Origin of the sequence: Celeribacter sp. (genome assembly GCF_048270365.1) — a bacterium.
Lineage (GTDB): Bacteria > Pseudomonadota > Alphaproteobacteria > Rhodobacterales > Rhodobacteraceae > Celeribacter.
In genome coordinates this window covers 34,345-51,567 of record NZ_JBLWTA010000008.1, presented here as the reverse complement: position 1 = coordinate 51,567, position 17,223 = coordinate 34,345, and the positions used below count along the sequence as shown (strand labels likewise).

Here is a 17,223-nt window from a genome sequence, read left to right as displayed (position 1 = left end):
GCAATGGGCAAAGACACATGACACAGTCCCTGCGCGATGTGCGGCGACCTGTTTCCTTTGCTGCCAGAAATACTCAGTTTCCCGACGCGGATCGCAACACATCCGCCGCCACAGAGGGTTCCAGCATCCCGTCACGCAGCTCGAACGCGCGCGGCGTTTCGGCATAGCTATGCTCAGGCGAGAGTGTCGCCTGAATATCCGCAGGAAGGAAGGACTTCACCCGCCCATCCACAAACATGCTTTCGGCGGCGATGCCCTCGGCATAGATGATCTCGTGGCTGTCGAAGAGGATCTGGAAATAATCCACGAAGCCGCCTTCGGCCTGGATCACATTCTGGCCGTTCACGAGGAGCTTGGCCTTGACCAGAACCTCGGCCCGTCCGGCGCGCACCGCATCGCGGCGTTGGTAGATAAAAATCCGGTGGTGCGGCGAGACGACGAGGTCGTGGGCGTTGTTCAACGCGCCCTTTTTGATCACGATGGGGGCAAAGGCGCCGGTCGCCCGCACAGTTTGCGCGCCGATCCAGCGGACTTCTTTTGGACCATGGTCGCGGGTCAGGACCCGGTCGCCGACGGCGAGCTCTTCGATCGGTTTTTGCATCCCGTTGGCCAGCGTGATCCGCGTGCCGCGGGTAAAGGCGACACAGGCCACATCCGACAGGCGGGTGCGCGCGGTGTCTTCGTCGATCTTGACCAGCGCATATTCGAGATCCGGGTTGAGCGGCGCGAATGGCAGGAAAAATGTCTCTTCGATCAAGCCGTTCGCATCGGTTTCCACGATCACGAGCACTTCGATTGTGCCCCCGGAGGCGGCCATGAAGGTTGCGACGCAATCGAGGTGCAAAGCATGCGAGACGTGACCAAGCTCAGAGCCCTCAGCGATGCTCAGCCTGTCATTTTCGACCATGACTGACAGGCGTCCACGCGCGGCTGTTATGCGAAGTTGGTAATTGTCGGCCAGTTCCATTTCGGAGGCATGAGACAGGCCGTCTCCGAGGTTCACCCCGTTGGTGACACGAAAATCCTGACCGCAGTAGACCGCAAGGCTTTGAAGCGGCAGGCCGGTCTGACCATCCGCTTGGCGGGACATGGAAATGCCGTTCCCCATCGTTGTCATTCTGTGCTCCGACCCCCCGTGACGCTTGACCGACCACCCCTGTTCCGACGCTCTGGCATGGGACGCGTGTTCAGGTCTCTCGAGGGGCTCAATATGCCGGACCTCACGGTCAATGTACATAGAGTCAGCCGACAAGCACGCATCACAGGGTCTTGATCTTTAACATTTCTAATCTTCCCTGAAACAATGGCATGATTTGGGCGGGACTGGTGTAATTTTTGGCAAATCCGTGAGGTGGCTCGCGTGAACCCGGCGCTTCATGCAAGGATGAATAAGACGAAGCTGGTTCTTGGAAAACAGGACGGCTACAAACGTGACCAAAGACAGGTTGCGACAGCGCGAAGGAGACGGGAATGGATCTTGGTATCAAAGGCAAAAAGGCGCTGGTGTGCGCGTCGTCCAAAGGGCTCGGGCTGGGCTGTGCGCGGGCGCTCGCAGAGGCCGGTGTCGATCTGGTGATGAACGCCCGGGGGGCCGAATTGCTTGAGGCTGAGGCTCAGAAGATTCGCGACGAATTTGGCGTCACCGTGGTCACGGTCGCCGCAGATGTGAGCACCGAAGAGGGCCGGGCGGAACTTCTCAAAGCGGCCGAGGGCGCCGATATTTTGGTCAACAACGCAGGCGGCCCGCCCGCCGGGATGTGGACCGATTGGGACCGTGACGATTTCATCAGCGCGCTCGATTCGAACATGCTGGCCCCCATCGCGCTGATCAAGGCGCTGGTGCCGGGTATGATAGATCGCGGCTGGGGCCGGGTGGTCAATATCACCTCTGTCGCGGTGAAATCGCCTCTGGGTCATTTGGGTCTCTCGAATTCGGCGCGCGCGGGGCTGACGGGCTATGTCGCGGGCACGTCGCGCCAGATCGCGGCCTCTGGCGTTGTGATGAACAACCTTTTGCCCGGCTTTCACGCCACGGATCGTATGACCGGCATGGACAAGACGCTGGCCGACAGCCGGGGCATCACGCCCGAAGAGATCACCGCCGAGCGCGCCAAATCCGTGCCTGCCGGGCGCTATGGCACCATCGAGGAGTTCGGCGCCACTTGTGCCTTCATGTGTTCGCAATATGCGGGCTTTATGGTTGGCCAAAACGTGCTGTTGGATGGCGGCCAATTCAATTCGACCTTCTGAGACGCAATAAAGGGAGAGGGCCATGAGCCACGCGGATGTTCAGGACTATTACGGCAAGGTGTTGCAGGGCTCTGAGGACCTGAAAACCAACGCCTGTTGCTCGCCCGATGACCTGTCGGCGGAGTTGAAATCGGCTCTCTCCAACGTCCACGACGAGGTGCTCAGCCGCTATTACGGTTGCGGGTTGATCGCGCCGGATGTGTTGGAGGGCGCGCGGATTCTGGACCTCGGCTCCGGCTCGGGCCGCGATGTCTACGCCTTGGCGCAATTCGTCGGCGAAGATGGCTTTGTCGTCGGCGTCGATATGACCGAGGAACAGCTCGTCGTTGCTCGCCGTCATCAGGATTGGCACAGTGAGCGTTTCGGCTATGCGCAGTCCAATGTCGCGTTTCATCAGGGGTACATCGAAAAACTCGACGAGCTGCCGCTGGAAGACGCCAGTTTCGATGTGATCGTGTCCAATTGCGTCTTGAACCTCGCCATGGACAAACCGGCCGTGCTGCGCGAGGCCTATCGTCTGTTGAAGCCGGGCGGGGAGATGTATTTCTCCGATGTCTACGCCGACCGCCGTGTGCCGGAGGCGCTCAGGGCCGATCCGGTGCTCTATGGTGAATGCCTCTCCGGCGCGCTCTATTGGAACGATTTCGAATATATGGCCCGTGCCGCTGGTTTCGCCGATCCGCGTCTCGTCACGCATCGCGCGTTGACGGTCGAGAACCTGGAATTGGAGGCCAAAGTCGCCCCGATCAAGTTCATTTCCGCCACCTATCGCCTGTTCAAACTCGATCTCGAACCGGAATGCGAGGACTACGGGCAGGCGGTGATCTACAAGGGCACCGTGCCCGGCGCGCCGCATGAATTTGTGTTGGATGGTGGCCATGTCATTGAAACAGGGCGGGTTTTCCCGGTCTGTGGCAATACGTTCAAAATGCTGGCCGACACACGCTTTGCGCCGCATTTCGAGTTTATCGGCGATTTTTCCACCCATTACGGCATTTTCGCGGGTTGCGGCGGCACCAGCCCCTTTGACACGCTGACGGACAGCGGCGCGCCTGCCGCCTCCGGTGGCTGTTGCTAAGGGGCCGCGTGCCTGCTAGGGAAGTTGAGAATTTTCGTCAGACAAAGCTCCCGCCCGTGACTGATCCACGCCTGGAAATCCGCAACATTCGCCGCCGCTTTCAGGGCCGCGATGTTGTGTCCGATGTCTCGCTCAAGGTGATGCCGGGGCAGGTGACCTGTCTTTTGGGGCCGTCGGGCTGTGGCAAATCCACGACTTTGCGCATCATCGCGGGCGTCGATATGCAGGACGCGGGCGAGATTTATGTCGACGGTCAACTGGTCTGCGACACCGTGTTTCGGGTGCCGCCGGAGCAACGGTCCATCGGTTTGATGTTCCAAGACTTTGCACTTTTCCCACATTTGAGCGTCTCGGAGAACGTTAGCTTTGGCTTAAAAGGTCACAAATCCGACAAACGCGCGCGTGTGGAAGAACTGCTGGACAAGGTCGAGCTTCTGTCCGCCATCGACAAATTTCCGCATGAATTGTCCGGCGGCGAACAGCAACGGATCGCGCTTGCGCGCGCCTTGGCCCCGCGTCCCTCGATCATGTTGATGGACGAGCCTTTCTCCGGTCTTGATGAGCGCCTCAAAGACGACATTCGCGACAGCACTTTGGATGTTTTGAAATCCGAAAACACCGCCGTTTTGCTCGTCACCCATGAGCCGCACGAAGCCATGCGCATGGCCGATGAGATTGCGCTGATGCGCGACGGGAAAATCGTCCAACAAGGCGCGCCCTACAATATCTACAACGCCCCCGTGGACCGCAAAGCGGCGGCGTTTTTTAGCGATATCAATGTGATACGTGGCACGGTGCAAAACCTTGCCGTGACCACAGCCTTCGGAGAATTTCTCTGTCCCGGTCAGCCCGACGGCGCTGAGGTGGAAATCGTCATCCGCCCGCAACACCTGCGCATCGACTTTGACCGCGAGGGCCGTGGTCCGAACCCGACCGAGCAATTCGGCACGCCGGCGCGCGCGGTTGTGCAGCGGGCGCGGTTCATGGGGCGCGAGAGCCTTGTGGAGTTTAAAATGGACTTCGACGGATCGGTCCTGAAAGCCACAGTGCCCTCGGTGTTCCTGCCGAAAACCGGCACGGCGATGTGGCTGATGATGCGCCGGGATCGGTGTTTCGTTTTTCCGACGAGCGCGGTCTAAGTCTTTGCTGCGAAAGGTTTATTGGCCTTTTGATAGGCGATGAATTCGGTCAGCGTCTTGCCCGGTTCGTCTTTGAACTGCGCGCCGGTGTCGATCACGGTCTCGATGCGGTCGACCCGAAACGTCCGAAATCCCGCGCGTTTTTCGCACCAGGCGCTCATGGTCCAAACCCGCCCCCAATAGTCCAGTTGCAAAGGCCGCACGAGCCGGGTCGAGCTGTCGCCGGTGAGCGAGAGATAGGTGATGCGGAGCACTTTGCGGTCCCGCACGGCTTGGCGCAAAAGCGGCATGTGGCGAAACCCTGCGCGCGCATCTGCGAAAGCAAAGGGATGCACCGCGTGCCCCCAACCGGCGGCGGGCGGGCCGGTGTTTTCCGGCAGGACCGCGTCAATCTTCGCGGCCAAACTCTGTGCATTTTCAGCCAGTTCCGGGTCCGTCGCCTCGCCCAGAATGGCCACCGCGAGGTGTAATGCCTCCAATTCGCCCATGGTCAGGTTCATCGGCGGCAAGGTGATCGGCGCGGTGATCATATAGCCGACGCCGCGTTCGCCCTCGACCGGCACGCCGGAGGCCTTGAGCGTCGCCATATCGCGCCAAATCGTGCGCTCGGAGACCTCGACACGCTCGGCCAGATCGCGCGCCTTGTGCAGTTTGCCGTCACGCAAGATCTGGATGAGATCGAACAGGCGGTCGCTGCGCCGGATGCCGGTTTGTTTGCGACCGCCTGACATGATTTACACCGCCATCTGCGCCACGTTGCGATGGAGCGCGACCTGTGCATGGGCCATGTTCACGCTCTCGCGGGTGACCAAAGCCATGAAGGCCTGCGCCTCGGGCGCGGCCATGAACCCTGCGTCGGCGGATTTGGCGGCGGCCTCATTGGCCCAGACGTAATCTTCGCGCCAAAGGCCCGTCTCATCGCAGGACAGCGTGCGCGCACAAAGCCCCTCGCAACGGTCCAGATAACCGTCGAGGCCGCGTGCTACGGTCATGAATTCTGCGTCACTCACGCCATCGTTCAGGCGAAAGGTAACAGTTTCAAGGATTTGAATGTCAGTCATCGTTGTTCTCCGATTCGGTTTCGATGATCTGAGAATGGGGCTTTACAACTGACATAAACCTGTCAGTTGAAGATTTCCAGCCCACCAACCCGCGCCAATGTTGTGCAACGGGGCCGCAAGCGCGATTTTGCGCTTTTCCTCCCCGAAGCTCCGTCTTAATCCTATTTCCCGAGAGTTGTGACGGGCCGATGCGTCCCGTGAAAAATGGAGATACACATGCTCAACAACATCGGCCTTCCGGGTCTTCTGCTCATCGCCGTCGTGGTTCTGGTTCTCTTTGGCCGCGGCAAGATTTCCGGCCTCATGGGCGAGGTCGGCAAAGGCATCACGTCGTTTAAAAAAGGCGTGGCCGAGGGCACCAAAGAGATTGAAGACGAAGCCGCTGAAGTCGCCAAGGACGTCACGCCCGAGGACGAAAAAGACAAGGTCTGAGGCCTGTTTTTCTCTTTTGGGTTGGGGCGTTGGCCCCTAAGACGTGGCATTTAGACAAGGCGGTGCGAGATGTTTGACATCGGCATGTCAGAACTATTGATCATCGGGGTCGTGGCGTTGATCGTCGTCGGCCCCAAAGATTTGCCGGGCATGTTCCGCACGCTCGGGCGGTTCACGGCGCGGGCGAAATCCATGGCGCGCGAGTTCTCCCGCGCAATGGAAGCGGCGGCGGACGAAAGCGGCATGAAAGAGGCCTCCGAGGCTTTGAAAGGGGCTGCGAACCCGAAGAAATTCGGCCTCGATAAGCTCAACGAAGCGGCGGACACCTTCGAGAAATGGGACCCGATGAAGGCCTCTGACGGCAAGGCGGCCCCGAAAACGGACAAGTTGCAAAAAGACGAGCTCAGCCCGGAACGTGCCGAGGCCGCCAAGAAAATTTCGGATGCGGCCGCGAAAAAAGCGACCGAGCGGCTTCAGGCCGAATTGGATGCCGAGGCGTCGGACACAGCGACTGAGAAGAAGGGCGGCGACGTATGAGCGACAGCGATATCGAAGACAGCAGCGCGCCGCTGATCGAACATCTGGCGGAATTGCGCACGCGGATCATCCGTGCCGTTCTGGCCTTTGTCGTCGGCATGGTGATCTGTTTCGCGGTCGCCAGCCCGATCCTCGATTTCCTTCTGGTGCCGATCGAAAAATCCATGCGTGCGCTGGGCAACCCGAACCCGGTGATGCAATACACCGCGCCGCAGGAATATTTCTTTACGTTGATCCGCATCTCTATGGTCGGCGGTCTGGCGATCTCTTTTCCGGTCATTGCCTATCAGCTGTGGCGCTTTGTGGCGCCGGGGCTTTACCGCAATGAAAAGAATGCGTTTTTGCCCTTCCTGATCGCCTCTCCGGTCCTCTTCCTGATGGGCGCGGCTTTCGCGCAATATGTGGTTGTGCCGCTGGCGATGACCTTCTTCTTGGGGTTTGCCGATCTTCCGTCATTCGTGGGGGCGCTGGTTTCCAATGGCGGTGACGTGGCGGCGGCCTCGACCGACACCGGCATCGACATCGTGTTCAACGGCAAGGTCAACGAAAGCCTTGATATCACGTTGAAAATGATCGTGGCCTTCGGGTTGTGCTTCCAGCTTCCGGTGCTTTTGACCCTGATGGGCAAGGCCGGTCTTGCGACGGCGCGCGGCCTGCGGGCGACCCGGAAATATGCCGTCGTGGGCATCCTGACCGTCGCCGCCTTGGTGACGCCGCCGGACGTGACGACCCAGCTGATTTTGTTCGTCGTGGTTTATGGCCTCTACGAAGTCTCGATCTTCCTCGTGGCGCGGGTTGAAAAGAAACGCACCGAAGAGCTGCGCGCCGCTGGTGTTCTCGACGAAGACGAAGACCTGTTTGCCGAGTTTGACGAAGATGACAAGTAAGACCCTGAAACGCATTGCCGCGGCCCTCGAACGGATGGCCCCGGCGCCGATGGATGCGCCCGATTTTGACAGCGCCGAGGCTTATGTCTGGCACACCGAACCGGATGCGCTGCAGCCGGTCAAAACGGTGTCGCGGGTCGATATTTCACTGCTCGTCGGTGTGGATCGCTCTCGGGATACGCTTCTGGAAAACACGCTTCAGTTTGCGCGGGGGCTTCCGGCCAACAACGCGCTTTTGTGGGGCGCGCGCGGGATGGGGAAATCCTCTCTGGTCAAATCCGTCCACGCGGCGGTGAATGCTCAAGGCCTGCCGCTCAAGATCGTCGAGATGCAGCGTGAAGACCTGCCCACCGTGGCCCGTCTTTTGAACCTCTTGCGCGGCTCCGAGCATCGTTTCCTGCTGTTCTGTGATGACCTGTCGTTCAGCCATGACGACCAGCATTACAAGTCGCTCAAGGCCGTGCTGGATGGCGGCATCGAAGGTCGTCCGGACAATGTGCTGTTCTACGCCACCTCCAATCGCCGCCACCTGATGCCGCGCGACATGATCGAGAACGAGCGCAGCTCCGCGATCAACCCGTCGGAGGCGACCGAGGAAAAGGTTTCGCTGTCGGATCGCTTCGGGCTTTGGCTTGGTTTTCACCCCTGTTCTCAGGATGAATACCTCGAGATGATCCGAGGCTATTGTCGGGAATATGGCGTCGAAGTCGACGAAGAGACGCTCCGCGCCGAGGCCATCGAATGGCAGGCGACGCGCGGGTCTCGCTCGGGCCGTGTGGCGTGGCAGTTCTTTACCGATCTGGCGGGGCGTCAGGGCGTTAAGCTAGGCTGAGTATTTTTCTCACGAAAAAGACGAAAAGAAGGGGCGCGTCCCGGCCGTCGATACATAGCGCAGTGGCGTCTTCGAAAGGGTTTTGGCCGCACGGGCCGGGACGTCTTTTCCGTGAGCGGTCATCGGCGCTCCCGCCTGTACCGCATAATGAGGTTAATCTCACAAAGATGAACGCCGGGTTTATGGCCCGGCGTTTTGTCTTTTTCGTGAATTAAATACTCAAGTCCCGTCAGTTCAGGTAAGGCGTCGGGTCGACTGTCTGGGTGCCTTTGAATACCATGAACTGCAAGGCATTGAATTCGTTGGCCGTCACCTTGGCAATCGTCTGGCCGCGTTTCACGCTGTCGCCTTTCTTCACCGCGATGTCGTCGATGAAGCTATAGGCCGTTTGCAAGCCGCCACCGTGATCCACGACCATGATTTTCACCCCGTCTGCGTTGGTGGAAATCAGCTTCACCGTGCCGTCTTTCGCGGCCTTCACCGGCGTGCCGGAGGTGGCGGCGAAGAGGATGAATTTCGATTTCGTCTTGTCGTAATCGCGGATGATCGCGCCCGAGACGGGTTTGGCCATTTCCGAGGTGGTCGAAGTTTGCGTCGCGCCGAGATCCGCCGCCGGTTTGGTCGTCGCGGGCGCGGGTTTGGCGGCATCCGGATCGGGCAGGGGCTCGGAGGCCGAGGGCGGCGTCGGCGTCGGCGTGCCTTGGCCCGGCTGTGTCTCGGACGCTTGCGCGGTCACTTCTGAGGCTTTCACCGGGATCAGAAGGTAGCGACCTTCCTCGACGGAGAGATCGGAATCGAGACCGTTCCAATCGGCGAGCGCGCGCACGGAGATACCGTAGGTGCGGGCGATGGAATAGGCGGTTTCGCCGCGTTTCACCTGGTGGCGCACCGGCTCCATGCCGTCGATCGGGTCGGAGGGGTTGGCCTGCGTCATCGTGGTGGTTGTTGTTGTCGTCTGGCCGCTTCCGGCGTTGCTCAGCCCTTCTTCGGCCAGCGCCGTGATGTCGATCCGCTCACCCGAGGCGATGGTGCCCGCACGGGTCGTGGAGGCCGTGCCGTCAACGCGGCGCGGCAGCGCGATCACTTCGCCTTCGCGCAGGGTGACGTCATCGGTGATGCCATTGTAGCGCGCGAGTTCATTGACCGAGAGGCCGGTGCGATTGGCAACATCGGCGATGCTGTCACCCCGTTTGGCGACAGCGACCTGATAATTCGGATAAGAGATGATGCCCTGCGCGTTGGGGGTCGGTTTCGATATGGTCTTGGCGTCCGAGGCGGCGGGGGCAGTGGAAAACGCATCCGTCATGCCACGCAGATCGAAGTCGATCGGCTTGTCACAGGCGCTCAGCGCCAGAACGGCACAGCCCATCATCGCAAATCCGGCACGGCGGGTCTCAAACGTCGAAAAAATCGTCATCTCACTCTGTCCTCAATGGCGGGGGCATCGGTTCTCCGATCCCCGGTGCGCCTCTCTTTGCTGGAGGCCTGAATATGTCACTCCTGACCCATCCCCTCGACGAGGGGCACGAAACGCACGGCGCGCAGTTCTTCGTAATCGAAACCGTCCTCGAGCCGCGTCACCTTGATCAGGCTTTGCACGGCGTCGGACTGACCGACCGGCAAGACCATGATACCGCCTGTTTTCAACTGCGCCAAGAGGGGCCCCGGGGGGTCCTCTGCGGCGGCGGTCACAAGAATGCGATCAAAAGGCGCCTGATCGGGCAGGCCGAATGAGCCGTCCGCCGACATCGAGGTGATGTTGACGATGCCCAGACGGTCAAAGACGCTCTGCGCCTCGCGCACCAGACGGGCATAGCGATCCACCGTGTAGACCCGGCGCGCAAGCTGGCTCAGAACGGCGGCCTGATAGCCCGATCCCGTACCAACCTCGAGCACCTTGTCACGCGGCTGCACGTTCAAGGCCTGGGTCATCAGCCCTACCACGGAGGGTTGCGAAATGGTCTGGCCGCAGGCGATGGGCAGCGGCATGTCCTCATAGGCGCGTTCGGAAAACAGGCCTTTGACGAAATCGCCCCGGTCGATCTTTTCCATGGCCTGAAGCGTGCGCTGATCCATCACGCCCTTGGACCGGAGCGTGAAGAGATATTGCATTTTGGCTTCAGGGGTCATGGCCATCAGAGGGCGCGCTCCAGATCTTTGATCATGTCATGCGCGGTCAGATCGGCGCGCATCGGCGTCACCGAGATATGGCCTTCGAGATTGGCGGTCACGTCGGTGTCGGGACCGGTGTCGACGGATTGCTCGGAGCCGCGCACCCACAGGAACCGCCGCCCGGTGGGGGAGACTTGCCCCTCCATCACGAAGCCTGCGGTTTTGCGACGGCCTTGGCGCGCGACCATGATGTCTTTCACGTCAGAGGCCGGGATCGGCGGGAAATTCACGTTATAAAACAGGCGGTAAGCGTCGTCTTCGCCCCAAGGTGCCTTATCCAGAAGATGCCGGATCACGCGGGCGCCGTGTTGGGCCGCGGCCTCAAACGGGTCTTCGGCCTCATAGTTGCGCGGGCCGAGGAACTGCGACAGGGCGATGGCTTTCACGCCCTGAAGTGCGGCCTCCATGGCACCGCCGATGGTGCCGGAATACATGACGTTTTCGCCGGCGTTGTTGCCGCGATTGACGCCGGAGAGCACCAGATCGGGGCGTGCGGGGAGGATGTCGTGCAGGCCCGCCAGAACGCAATCCGCAGGCGAGCCCTCGGCGGCCCAGCGGCGCGGACCAAGTTCGGAAATCATCGTGGGGCTGGCGTAGGAAATGCAATGGCCGACGCCGGATTGCTCAAACGCCGGCGCGACGACCCAGACCTCGCCCTCGGGGCCGGCGATGTCTGCCGCGATGGCATCTAAGGTTTTCAGACCCGGCGCGTTGATGCCGTCGTCATTGGTGATCAGGATGCGCATGGGCTCGCTTTCTCTTGTGTTGCCTATGTCCTTAAAGCAGGCTGGGAATCGCGGCAAGTCGCCCGCCCGATCTGAGAGGAAAAACCTATGGGAAAACCTGTTTTGGACGCCGTTGCGGTCACCGCGACCGATATGGAGCGGGCGATGGCGTTCTATACGCTCTTGGGGTTCGATTTCGAAGGTGGATTTATGACCGAAGATCACGTCGAGCCGATGCGGGCGCCCGGAGAGCCGCGTTTGATGATCGATCATGCCAGCCTGATGGAAAAGCTGACGGGTGAGGCGCCGCGCGCGCCGAACCATTCGTGCTTTGCGCTTTTGTGCGAGAACCCGGCGGAGGTGGATGCTTTGGCGGCAAAGATCAAAGAGGCGGGGTTTGATGTGCTGACCCAGCCTTGGGACGCGTTTTGGGGACAACGCTACGCAACGGTCGCCGACCCGGATGGCTACCGCGTGGACTTGTTCGCGCCTCTGTGAGGAGGGGCTTTGAGCCCTTTCTTCCGCTAATGTGACTACAACTATTCGAGCTTTCAAAGTGCTCTTAGGTTAGACCATAGGCGACTAAAGTGGCTTCCTTAGCCTTGGCGGCCAACGAAGATAGGAACTGCCCAATGCCCAAACTTCAAATCGATGGTGTTGATCTCGTGGACATGAGCGCCCTAGAAGCAGAAACTCTATTGCGCCAACTTGCCAACGTTTCAAATGCTTGGATCAAGAAATTCGCGATTGAGCTTAAAGAGCCTATATCCCCAAGTATATCAGGCCGAGAGCATTGCTACGAAAGCGGTACTGTGAAGATTTTGATCGGCTGGGAAACCAAATCCGAAACCGAAAAGTAATGAGGCATGGCAGAAAAGTCCGAAAAGCGGACAATGCGTCCGCCGCTAGCTGAGGGCTTTAGAGTAGCCCCGCTTCTTTCAACAGACGCGGCGCCTCGTCGCGCGGGTGGGTGAGTGTCGCTTTGTCCTCGCCCGGAAAGAACCGTGCGCGGGTGGCGGTGGGCATGGGGTTCGGCGAGAGAATGTGGACGCGGGGGGCTTTGCTCATAGTGGCTGTCTCGGCCTGCCAGCTTTTCGCCATGGCGATTTGCGCGGCTTTCGAGGCGCCATAGGCGCCAAAGAATTTCTCGCCCGCGTGGTTGTCCTCGAAAAACAGCGCTTCGCCCGGCGCGTCGCCCATCGTCAACAGAGGCGAGATCATCGGGATCAGCTTGCCAGTGGCGATGACATTGGTGGTCATCGTGCGGTCGAAATCTTTCGGGTCCATGTGATCGGCGGGGGACAAAAGTTGTGCATAAACAGCGGTATGCGCCCAGAGGTCCAAGTGGCCCCAACGGTCGTAAATGCCGCGACAAAGATGTGCCATGGCGTCCGGGTTGGTGACATCCATCGGCGCCAAAGTGGCCTGGCCGCCCTTGGCCTTGATCAGGTCATCAAGCTCTTCGAGCGCGCCGGTCGTCTTGGCGACGGCGACGATGTGATAGTCGGGCGCCAGAGCCTCGGCGAGGAAAAAGCCAAGGCCGCGCGAGGCGCCGGTGATGAGGGCGATTTTTGGGATCTCTGTCATGGGATTTGTGTGGCGCTTGCCAGAAGCCGCGTCAAGAGGATTTGAGCGCAGTGCGCGCGAGTGTCCCGGTGGCCTCGTAGAGATCAATGAGCTGATCGAGGGAAATGTCTTTCGCATCGGCGCTGATTGCCGCGGGCCGTGCCGTGCCATCGCCGAAATCGAGCGTCACCTGACTGCCCTGAGCTGCCAGCGGCGACAGGTCGTTGGCCAGCGTCGCGGGTGTCGTCTCGGGCACAGCACCGCCGTCCAGAAGCTCGAGATAGGCATAGAACACCGCATGCGGCACCTCGGCCCAAAGCGCCACCATCAGCGCCTCGTCCGAGCCGCGCACGGGTAGGGAGAGCGTCGCCCGCAGGAACCGCCGATCCCCGAGACGGCACAGCTCAGAGGCCAGTTGATCGTCGCCCGCTTTGACAAAGGGGGCCTCGCCGCGGGCCTCATGCGGCCAGTCGGAGGGGTGATCGAATCCGATGTCGATCAGCCCGCCGAACGGTCCGTCGGGGTCCATGAGCGCACGCCAGCGCGGGTCGAGATCGAGAAGGGAGGTCAAGGTTCAGCTCGCCAGCGAGGTTGTGACTTTCTCGACGCCCTTGTCCTTCATCTTTTCGCTCACGCGCGAAGAGGACTCCAGAGAGGCGAGGTATTCCTTTGAGACGCCCGTCACGTATTCGCCGTTGAAACAGGAGCAATCAAAGGCCTCGATGTCGGGGTTGCCCTCTTTGGCGGCCCAGACCAGGTCTTCGAGCTTTTGATAGATCAGCCCGTCCGCGTCGAGATAGTCACAAATCTCCTCAACGCTGCGGTTGTTGGCGATCAGCTCGTGTTTCGTCGGCATGTCGATGCCGTAGACATTGGCGTATTTGACCGGCGGGGAGGCGGAGGCGATGTAGACTTTCTTGGCGCCAGCTTCGCGACACATCTGAACGATTTTCTTGATCGTATTGCCGCGCACGATGCTGTCGTCGACCAAGAGGATGTTGCGCCCCTTCATCTCCAATTCCATGGCGTTCAACTTGCGGCGCACGGATTTTTGACGTTCGCTTTGACCTGGCATGATGAAGGTCCGGCCCACATAGCGGTTCTTCACCAGACCCTCGCGGTAGCGAATGCCGGTGATGTTGGAGACCTCAAGCGCGGCTGGACGCGCGCTGTCCGGCACCGGGATGATCGCGTCGATCTCGAACCCGCTCTCCATGATTTGTTGCGCCAGCGTCTGGCCCATGCGGAGTTGGGTTTTGTAGACGGAGATGCCGTCGAGCATGCTGTCGGGGCGGGCGAGGTAGACATATTCAAAGATACAGGGCGTCAGCTTGCCCTCGACACATTGGCGGGTGTGCATGTTGCCGTCGAGGTCGATCAGGATCGCCTCACCCGGCGCCATGTCGCGAATTTTCTCGAAGCCGTTGATACCGAAGGCCACGTCCTCAGACGCAAAGGAATATTCATCGCCCGCATCGGTTTCGCGTTTTGCGACCGAGAGCGGGCGGATGCCATGCGGATCACGGAAGGCCAAAAGCCCGACGCCCGCGATCAGGCAAATCACGGAATAGGCGCCCTGCACCCGCTCCATGGTCATTTTGACACCGGCCAGAATGTTGCGTACCGGATCGTCGGTGCCGTTTACCTTGATGGCGTCCGAGACCTTGTCGGCCAGCACGTTCAACAGGATTTCACTGTCGGAGGTGGTGCGCAGATGGCGGGAATATTTGCCGACCACCTTGGCGCGCTGCTCTTCGGTGTTGGTGATGTTGCCGTTGTGCACGAGGTAGATGCCATAGGGCGCGTTGACGAAGAACGGCTGGGCCTCGGCGGCCGAAAGCGAGCCTGCGGTGGGGTAGCGCACATGGCCAAGCCCGAGACGGCCCAGAAGATTCGGCGCATCCTGTGGGCCGAACACGTCCTTCACAAGGCCGGAGCCTTTGCGTTCGCGGAAAAACTCGCCGTCATAGGTCACGATGCCCGAGGCGTCCTGCCCCCGATGTTGAAGCATCAAAAGCCCGTCGTAGAGTTCCGCAAAGACATCGTTCGTCCGGCTCGCGATCCCAAAAATCCCGCACATATCAGTCGCTCCAATTCGTCGTCGCTGCGATCTCTGCCGTCATGGTCAGAGAGGCCAATGGGGCAGGGCCCCGGTCATGGTGAGTTGAGAAGCTCTCAGTCGAGAGGGTGCACCTGTTCCGACGTAATCCAATACGCCAAGCTCAAAGGTAGAGGTCTGGGGCGAAAGGCGCATCCAGCCGGGCTCCGAATCCTGTCACGGGTGTCTTGCCCCTCCTTTAAGGCCTATCAAAGCCAGTGTCACGAAAGGATCACATAAAGCGTTTCTTAAAAATTGCAGGGGCGTGTTGATCGTCAGGGTGCAAAGAAAAAGGCGACCCGAAAGGCCGCCTTTGCAGATTTTGTGTCGTCGCGTTTACTGCGTGCAGGTGGAGACCAGCGCCTCATAGCGCTGCGTGATCCAATCCGGCGCATCGTCCGGCAGGCTCTCGTCGATCTTGTCTTGGGAACGGGCAAAGACCTTGGCCGTGCGGGAGTTTTCCAGCACTTCGATCGGATCGCCGGTGGAGACGCGGTCCACCACGACCAGCGCGATGGCGACCAACACGATGCCTCTGAGCACGCCGAACAGGAACCCAAGCCCCTGATCGATGCCACCAAGGGCAGAGCGTTGCACGGCGGAAGAAAACAGCGGCGTGAAGACCGACACCACGATCAGCGCCAGCGCGAAGACCGCGAAGAAACCGGTGATCACCGACAATTCGCAAGAGCCGGTGATGTAATCGCCTAAGTACGGCACTTCTTTCACCAGCGGCACGGCTTTCGGCGCAAACATATAGCCCAGAATCGCCGCCACGATCCAACCGGCAATCGCCATGCCCTCGCGCACAAAGCCGCGGCTATAGGCGAGAATGGCCGACACGATGATGACCAGCGCCACGATGCCGTCGATGATAGTAAAGCCTTCCATGGCACGTCCTTCGTCAAAACTCACTTGCCGTTCCGTCAGGAAAGGCTCGCCGGTGAAGAACCAAGTTTTGAGAATTTGTTCAACCTTTTTCACGCCTTTTTCGTCATGAGGCGGTAAAAAAGCTGGCATGTGGCGTGGCGGCGCCCGTTTGATCCGCTCCAGAGTGTGGTTTTACCCGGCGCCTCACCCGGCGCCAAAGACCTCGCCGACAAAGCCCACGAGATCGCTCATCAACCGCATTTCCATGCCGCTTTTCTCGCCCGCTTTCGATTGCGCAGGCGCGATGGCGGAGGCAAAGCCAAGCTTCTTGGCCTCTTTCAATCGGTTCTCGGTCTGGCCCACCGGGCGGAGGCTCCCGGACAGCGACAGTTCCCCAAACACCACGCAATCCTTCGGCAAAGCCGCATCCTCGCGCGCCGACAAAAGTGCTGCGGCCACGGCCAGATCGGCGGCGGGTTCCGACACCTTCATGCCACCTGCGACGTTGAGATAGACATCCAACCCCGCAAACGGAATGCCGCAACGTGCTTCCAACACGGCGAGGATCATTGCCAGACGAGAGCCGTCCCAGCCCACAACCGTGCGCCGCGCCTGCGCGTGGGGCGAGGGGGCGACAAGCGCCTGAAATTCCACCAAAACCGGACGCGTGCCTTCGATGCCCGCAAAGACCACCGAGCCGGGCGCCGGTTGATCGCGTTCTGACAGGAACAGCGCGGAGGGGTTCGTCACCTCCGACAACCCATCGCCGGTCATCTCGAACACACCGATCTCATGCGCCGGACCGAAACGGTTCTTCACCGCGCGCAAAAGCCGGAACTGATGCCCACGCTCGCCCTCGAAATAAAGCACCGTGTCGACCATATGTTCGACCACACGTGGCCCGGCAAGCTGACCCTCCTTGGTGACATGGCCCACAAGCACGACGGAAACGCCGCGCGTCTTGGCAAATGTGGTCAATTCATGCGCCGCAGCGCGCACCTGCGACACGGACCCCGGCGCGCTTTCGACATTGTCGGCCCACATGGTCTGGATCGAGTCGATGATCACCAGATCCGGCTCTTCCTTTTCCAATGTCGTCAAAATATCGCGCAGATTGGTCTCCGCGCCCAATTGCACATTGGCCTCGGCCAGCCCCAGCCGCTGCGCCCGCATCCGCACCTGCGCGCTGGCTTCCTCGCCGGAAATATAGATGACCTTCAACCCTGCGCCCGCGAACCGTGCGGCAGCCTGCAACAAAAGCGTCGACTTGCCGATCCCCGGATCGCCACCCACCAGAATAGCAGAGGCAGGCACAAGGCCGCCGCCCAATACCCGGTCGAACTCTTCCAACCCAGACGAGGTGCGCGGCGGCGGGCTTTCCTTGGTCGAGAGTTTCGAGAGCGGAATTTCCTTGCCCCGCATCCCGCCCAGCGTCTTTTTCGAAGGCCCCGCCGCAGAGAGCGGCTTTTCCTCTGAAATCGTGTTCCACTCGCCGCAGCCATCACAGCGCCCCGACCATTTGGTCGTCACCGCTCCGCAATTGGAGCACACGAAATTCTTCTGCGCCTTGGCCATT

The 17,223-nt window shown here is 60.3% G+C and carries 19 protein-coding genes and 1 pseudogene; 9 read left to right on the top strand and 11 right to left on the bottom strand.

From position 1 onward, the window contains the following. Positions 1-73 precede the first annotated feature (73 nt). Positions 74-1,117, bottom strand: coding sequence for a Hint domain-containing protein (locus ACN0X0_RS12205; protein ID WP_417279377.1), 1,044 nt, complete (start codon positions 1,115-1,117; stop codon positions 74-76). A gap of 353 nt (positions 1,118-1,470) precedes the next feature. Between ACN0X0_RS12205 and ACN0X0_RS12200 the strand changes: the two genes are divergently transcribed. Genes ACN0X0_RS12200 through ACN0X0_RS12190 form a run of 3 tightly spaced genes read left to right on the top strand, consistent with a single transcriptional unit; the run spans position 1,471 to position 4,467 of the window. Further along, entirely contained in the window at positions 1,471-2,250 is a 780-nt protein-coding gene (locus ACN0X0_RS12200; RefSeq protein ID WP_417279376.1) for an SDR family oxidoreductase, read from the top strand. A 22-nt stretch (positions 2,251-2,272) separates the two neighbouring features. Next, complete coding sequence (locus tag ACN0X0_RS12195; RefSeq protein ID WP_417279375.1) at positions 2,273-3,328, top strand: methyltransferase domain-containing protein; 1,056 nt, start codon at positions 2,273-2,275, stop codon at positions 3,326-3,328. A 56-nt stretch (positions 3,329-3,384) separates the two neighbouring features. Next, positions 3,385-4,467: an ABC transporter ATP-binding protein gene (locus ACN0X0_RS12190; protein ID WP_417279374.1), complete on the top strand. Its 1,083-nt coding sequence runs from the start codon at positions 3,385-3,387 to the stop codon at positions 4,465-4,467. Here the strand turns inward: ACN0X0_RS12190 and ACN0X0_RS12185 are convergent. Both ACN0X0_RS12185 and ACN0X0_RS12180 read right to left on the bottom strand, forming a co-directional pair. Beyond that, on the bottom strand, positions 4,464-5,198 hold the full coding sequence (locus tag ACN0X0_RS12185; protein ID WP_417279373.1) for a helix-turn-helix transcriptional regulator: 735 nt from the start codon (positions 5,196-5,198) through the stop codon (positions 4,464-4,466). The two genes, ACN0X0_RS12190 and ACN0X0_RS12185, sit on opposite strands and share 4 nt — an antisense overlap. Positions 5,199-5,201: 3 nt before the next feature. Further along, positions 5,202-5,528, bottom strand: a complete 327-nt coding sequence (locus ACN0X0_RS12180) for a hypothetical protein (RefSeq protein WP_417279372.1) — start codon at positions 5,526-5,528, stop codon at positions 5,202-5,204. Positions 5,529-5,744: 216 nt separating this feature from the next. Between ACN0X0_RS12180 and ACN0X0_RS12175 the strand changes: the two genes are divergently transcribed. From ACN0X0_RS12175 to ACN0X0_RS12160, 4 genes are all read left to right on the top strand, one after another. Beyond that, entirely contained in the window at positions 5,745-5,960 is a 216-nt protein-coding gene (locus ACN0X0_RS12175) for a twin-arginine translocase TatA/TatE family subunit (protein ID WP_219785174.1), read from the top strand. Between the two features lie 69 nt (positions 5,961-6,029). Next, positions 6,030-6,497 carry a Sec-independent protein translocase protein TatB gene (tatB, locus tag ACN0X0_RS12170; protein ID WP_417279371.1) on the top strand — a complete coding sequence of 156 codons (468 nt, stop codon included), beginning with the start codon at positions 6,030-6,032 and terminating at the stop codon, positions 6,495-6,497. Next, positions 6,494-7,384 (top strand): twin-arginine translocase subunit TatC, encoded by an 891-nt coding sequence (gene tatC / locus ACN0X0_RS12165; RefSeq protein WP_219785172.1) that lies wholly within the window; start codon positions 6,494-6,496, stop codon positions 7,382-7,384. Before tatB ends, tatC begins: the two co-directional genes overlap by 4 nt. After that, positions 7,374-8,216, top strand: coding sequence for an ATP-binding protein (locus ACN0X0_RS12160; protein WP_417279370.1), 843 nt, complete (start codon positions 7,374-7,376; stop codon positions 8,214-8,216). The genes tatC and ACN0X0_RS12160 overlap by 11 nt, the downstream gene beginning before the upstream one ends. 229 nt (positions 8,217-8,445) lie before the next feature. On the opposite strand, the gene ACN0X0_RS12155 is transcribed toward ACN0X0_RS12160, so the two are convergent. From ACN0X0_RS12155 to surE, 3 genes and pseudogenes are all read right to left on the bottom strand, one after another. After that, entirely contained in the window at positions 8,446-9,633 is a 1,188-nt protein-coding gene (locus ACN0X0_RS12155; protein WP_417279369.1) for a LysM peptidoglycan-binding domain-containing protein, read from the bottom strand. A 77-nt stretch (positions 9,634-9,710) separates the two neighbouring features. Next, a pseudogene (locus ACN0X0_RS12150) lies at positions 9,711-10,371 on the bottom strand (protein-L-isoaspartate(D-aspartate) O-methyltransferase). Next, positions 10,352-11,134, bottom strand: a complete 783-nt coding sequence (gene surE, locus ACN0X0_RS12145) for a 5'/3'-nucleotidase SurE (protein ID WP_417279368.1) — start codon at positions 11,132-11,134, stop codon at positions 10,352-10,354. The pseudogene ACN0X0_RS12150 and the gene surE overlap by 20 nt, the downstream one beginning before the upstream one ends. Before the next feature lie 87 nt (positions 11,135-11,221). On the opposite strand from surE, the gene ACN0X0_RS12140 reads away from it, so the two are divergent. Then, entirely contained in the window at positions 11,222-11,611 is a 390-nt protein-coding gene (locus ACN0X0_RS12140) for a VOC family protein (RefSeq protein ID WP_417279367.1), read from the top strand. 134 nt (positions 11,612-11,745) lie between these two features. Next, on the top strand, positions 11,746-11,973 hold the full coding sequence (locus tag ACN0X0_RS12135) for a hypothetical protein (protein WP_417279366.1): 228 nt from the start codon (positions 11,746-11,748) through the stop codon (positions 11,971-11,973). Between the two features lie 58 nt (positions 11,974-12,031). On the opposite strand, the gene ACN0X0_RS12130 is transcribed toward ACN0X0_RS12135, so the two are convergent. The 5 genes from ACN0X0_RS12130 to radA all read right to left on the bottom strand — a co-directional run bounded on the left by ACN0X0_RS12130 (position 12,032) and on the right by radA (position 17,222). Further along, on the bottom strand, positions 12,032-12,700 hold the full coding sequence (locus ACN0X0_RS12130; protein WP_417279365.1) for an SDR family NAD(P)-dependent oxidoreductase: 669 nt from the start codon (positions 12,698-12,700) through the stop codon (positions 12,032-12,034). 31 nt (positions 12,701-12,731) lie between these two features. Beyond that, complete coding sequence (locus ACN0X0_RS12125) at positions 12,732-13,250, bottom strand: DUF2199 domain-containing protein (RefSeq protein WP_417279364.1); 519 nt, start codon at positions 13,248-13,250, stop codon at positions 12,732-12,734. 3 nt (positions 13,251-13,253) lie between these two features. After that, positions 13,254-14,759: an amidophosphoribosyltransferase gene (purF, locus tag ACN0X0_RS12120; protein ID WP_417264086.1), complete on the bottom strand. Its 1,506-nt coding sequence runs from the start codon at positions 14,757-14,759 to the stop codon at positions 13,254-13,256. 354 nt (positions 14,760-15,113) lie between these two features. After that, positions 15,114-15,668 carry a CvpA family protein gene (locus ACN0X0_RS12115; protein WP_226553178.1) on the bottom strand — a complete coding sequence of 185 codons (555 nt, stop codon included), beginning with the start codon at positions 15,666-15,668 and terminating at the stop codon, positions 15,114-15,116. 183 nt (positions 15,669-15,851) lie between these two features. Beyond that, positions 15,852-17,222, bottom strand: coding sequence for a DNA repair protein RadA (gene radA, locus ACN0X0_RS12110; RefSeq protein WP_417264088.1), 1,371 nt, complete (start codon positions 17,220-17,222; stop codon positions 15,852-15,854). Position 17,223 lies beyond the last annotated feature (1 nt).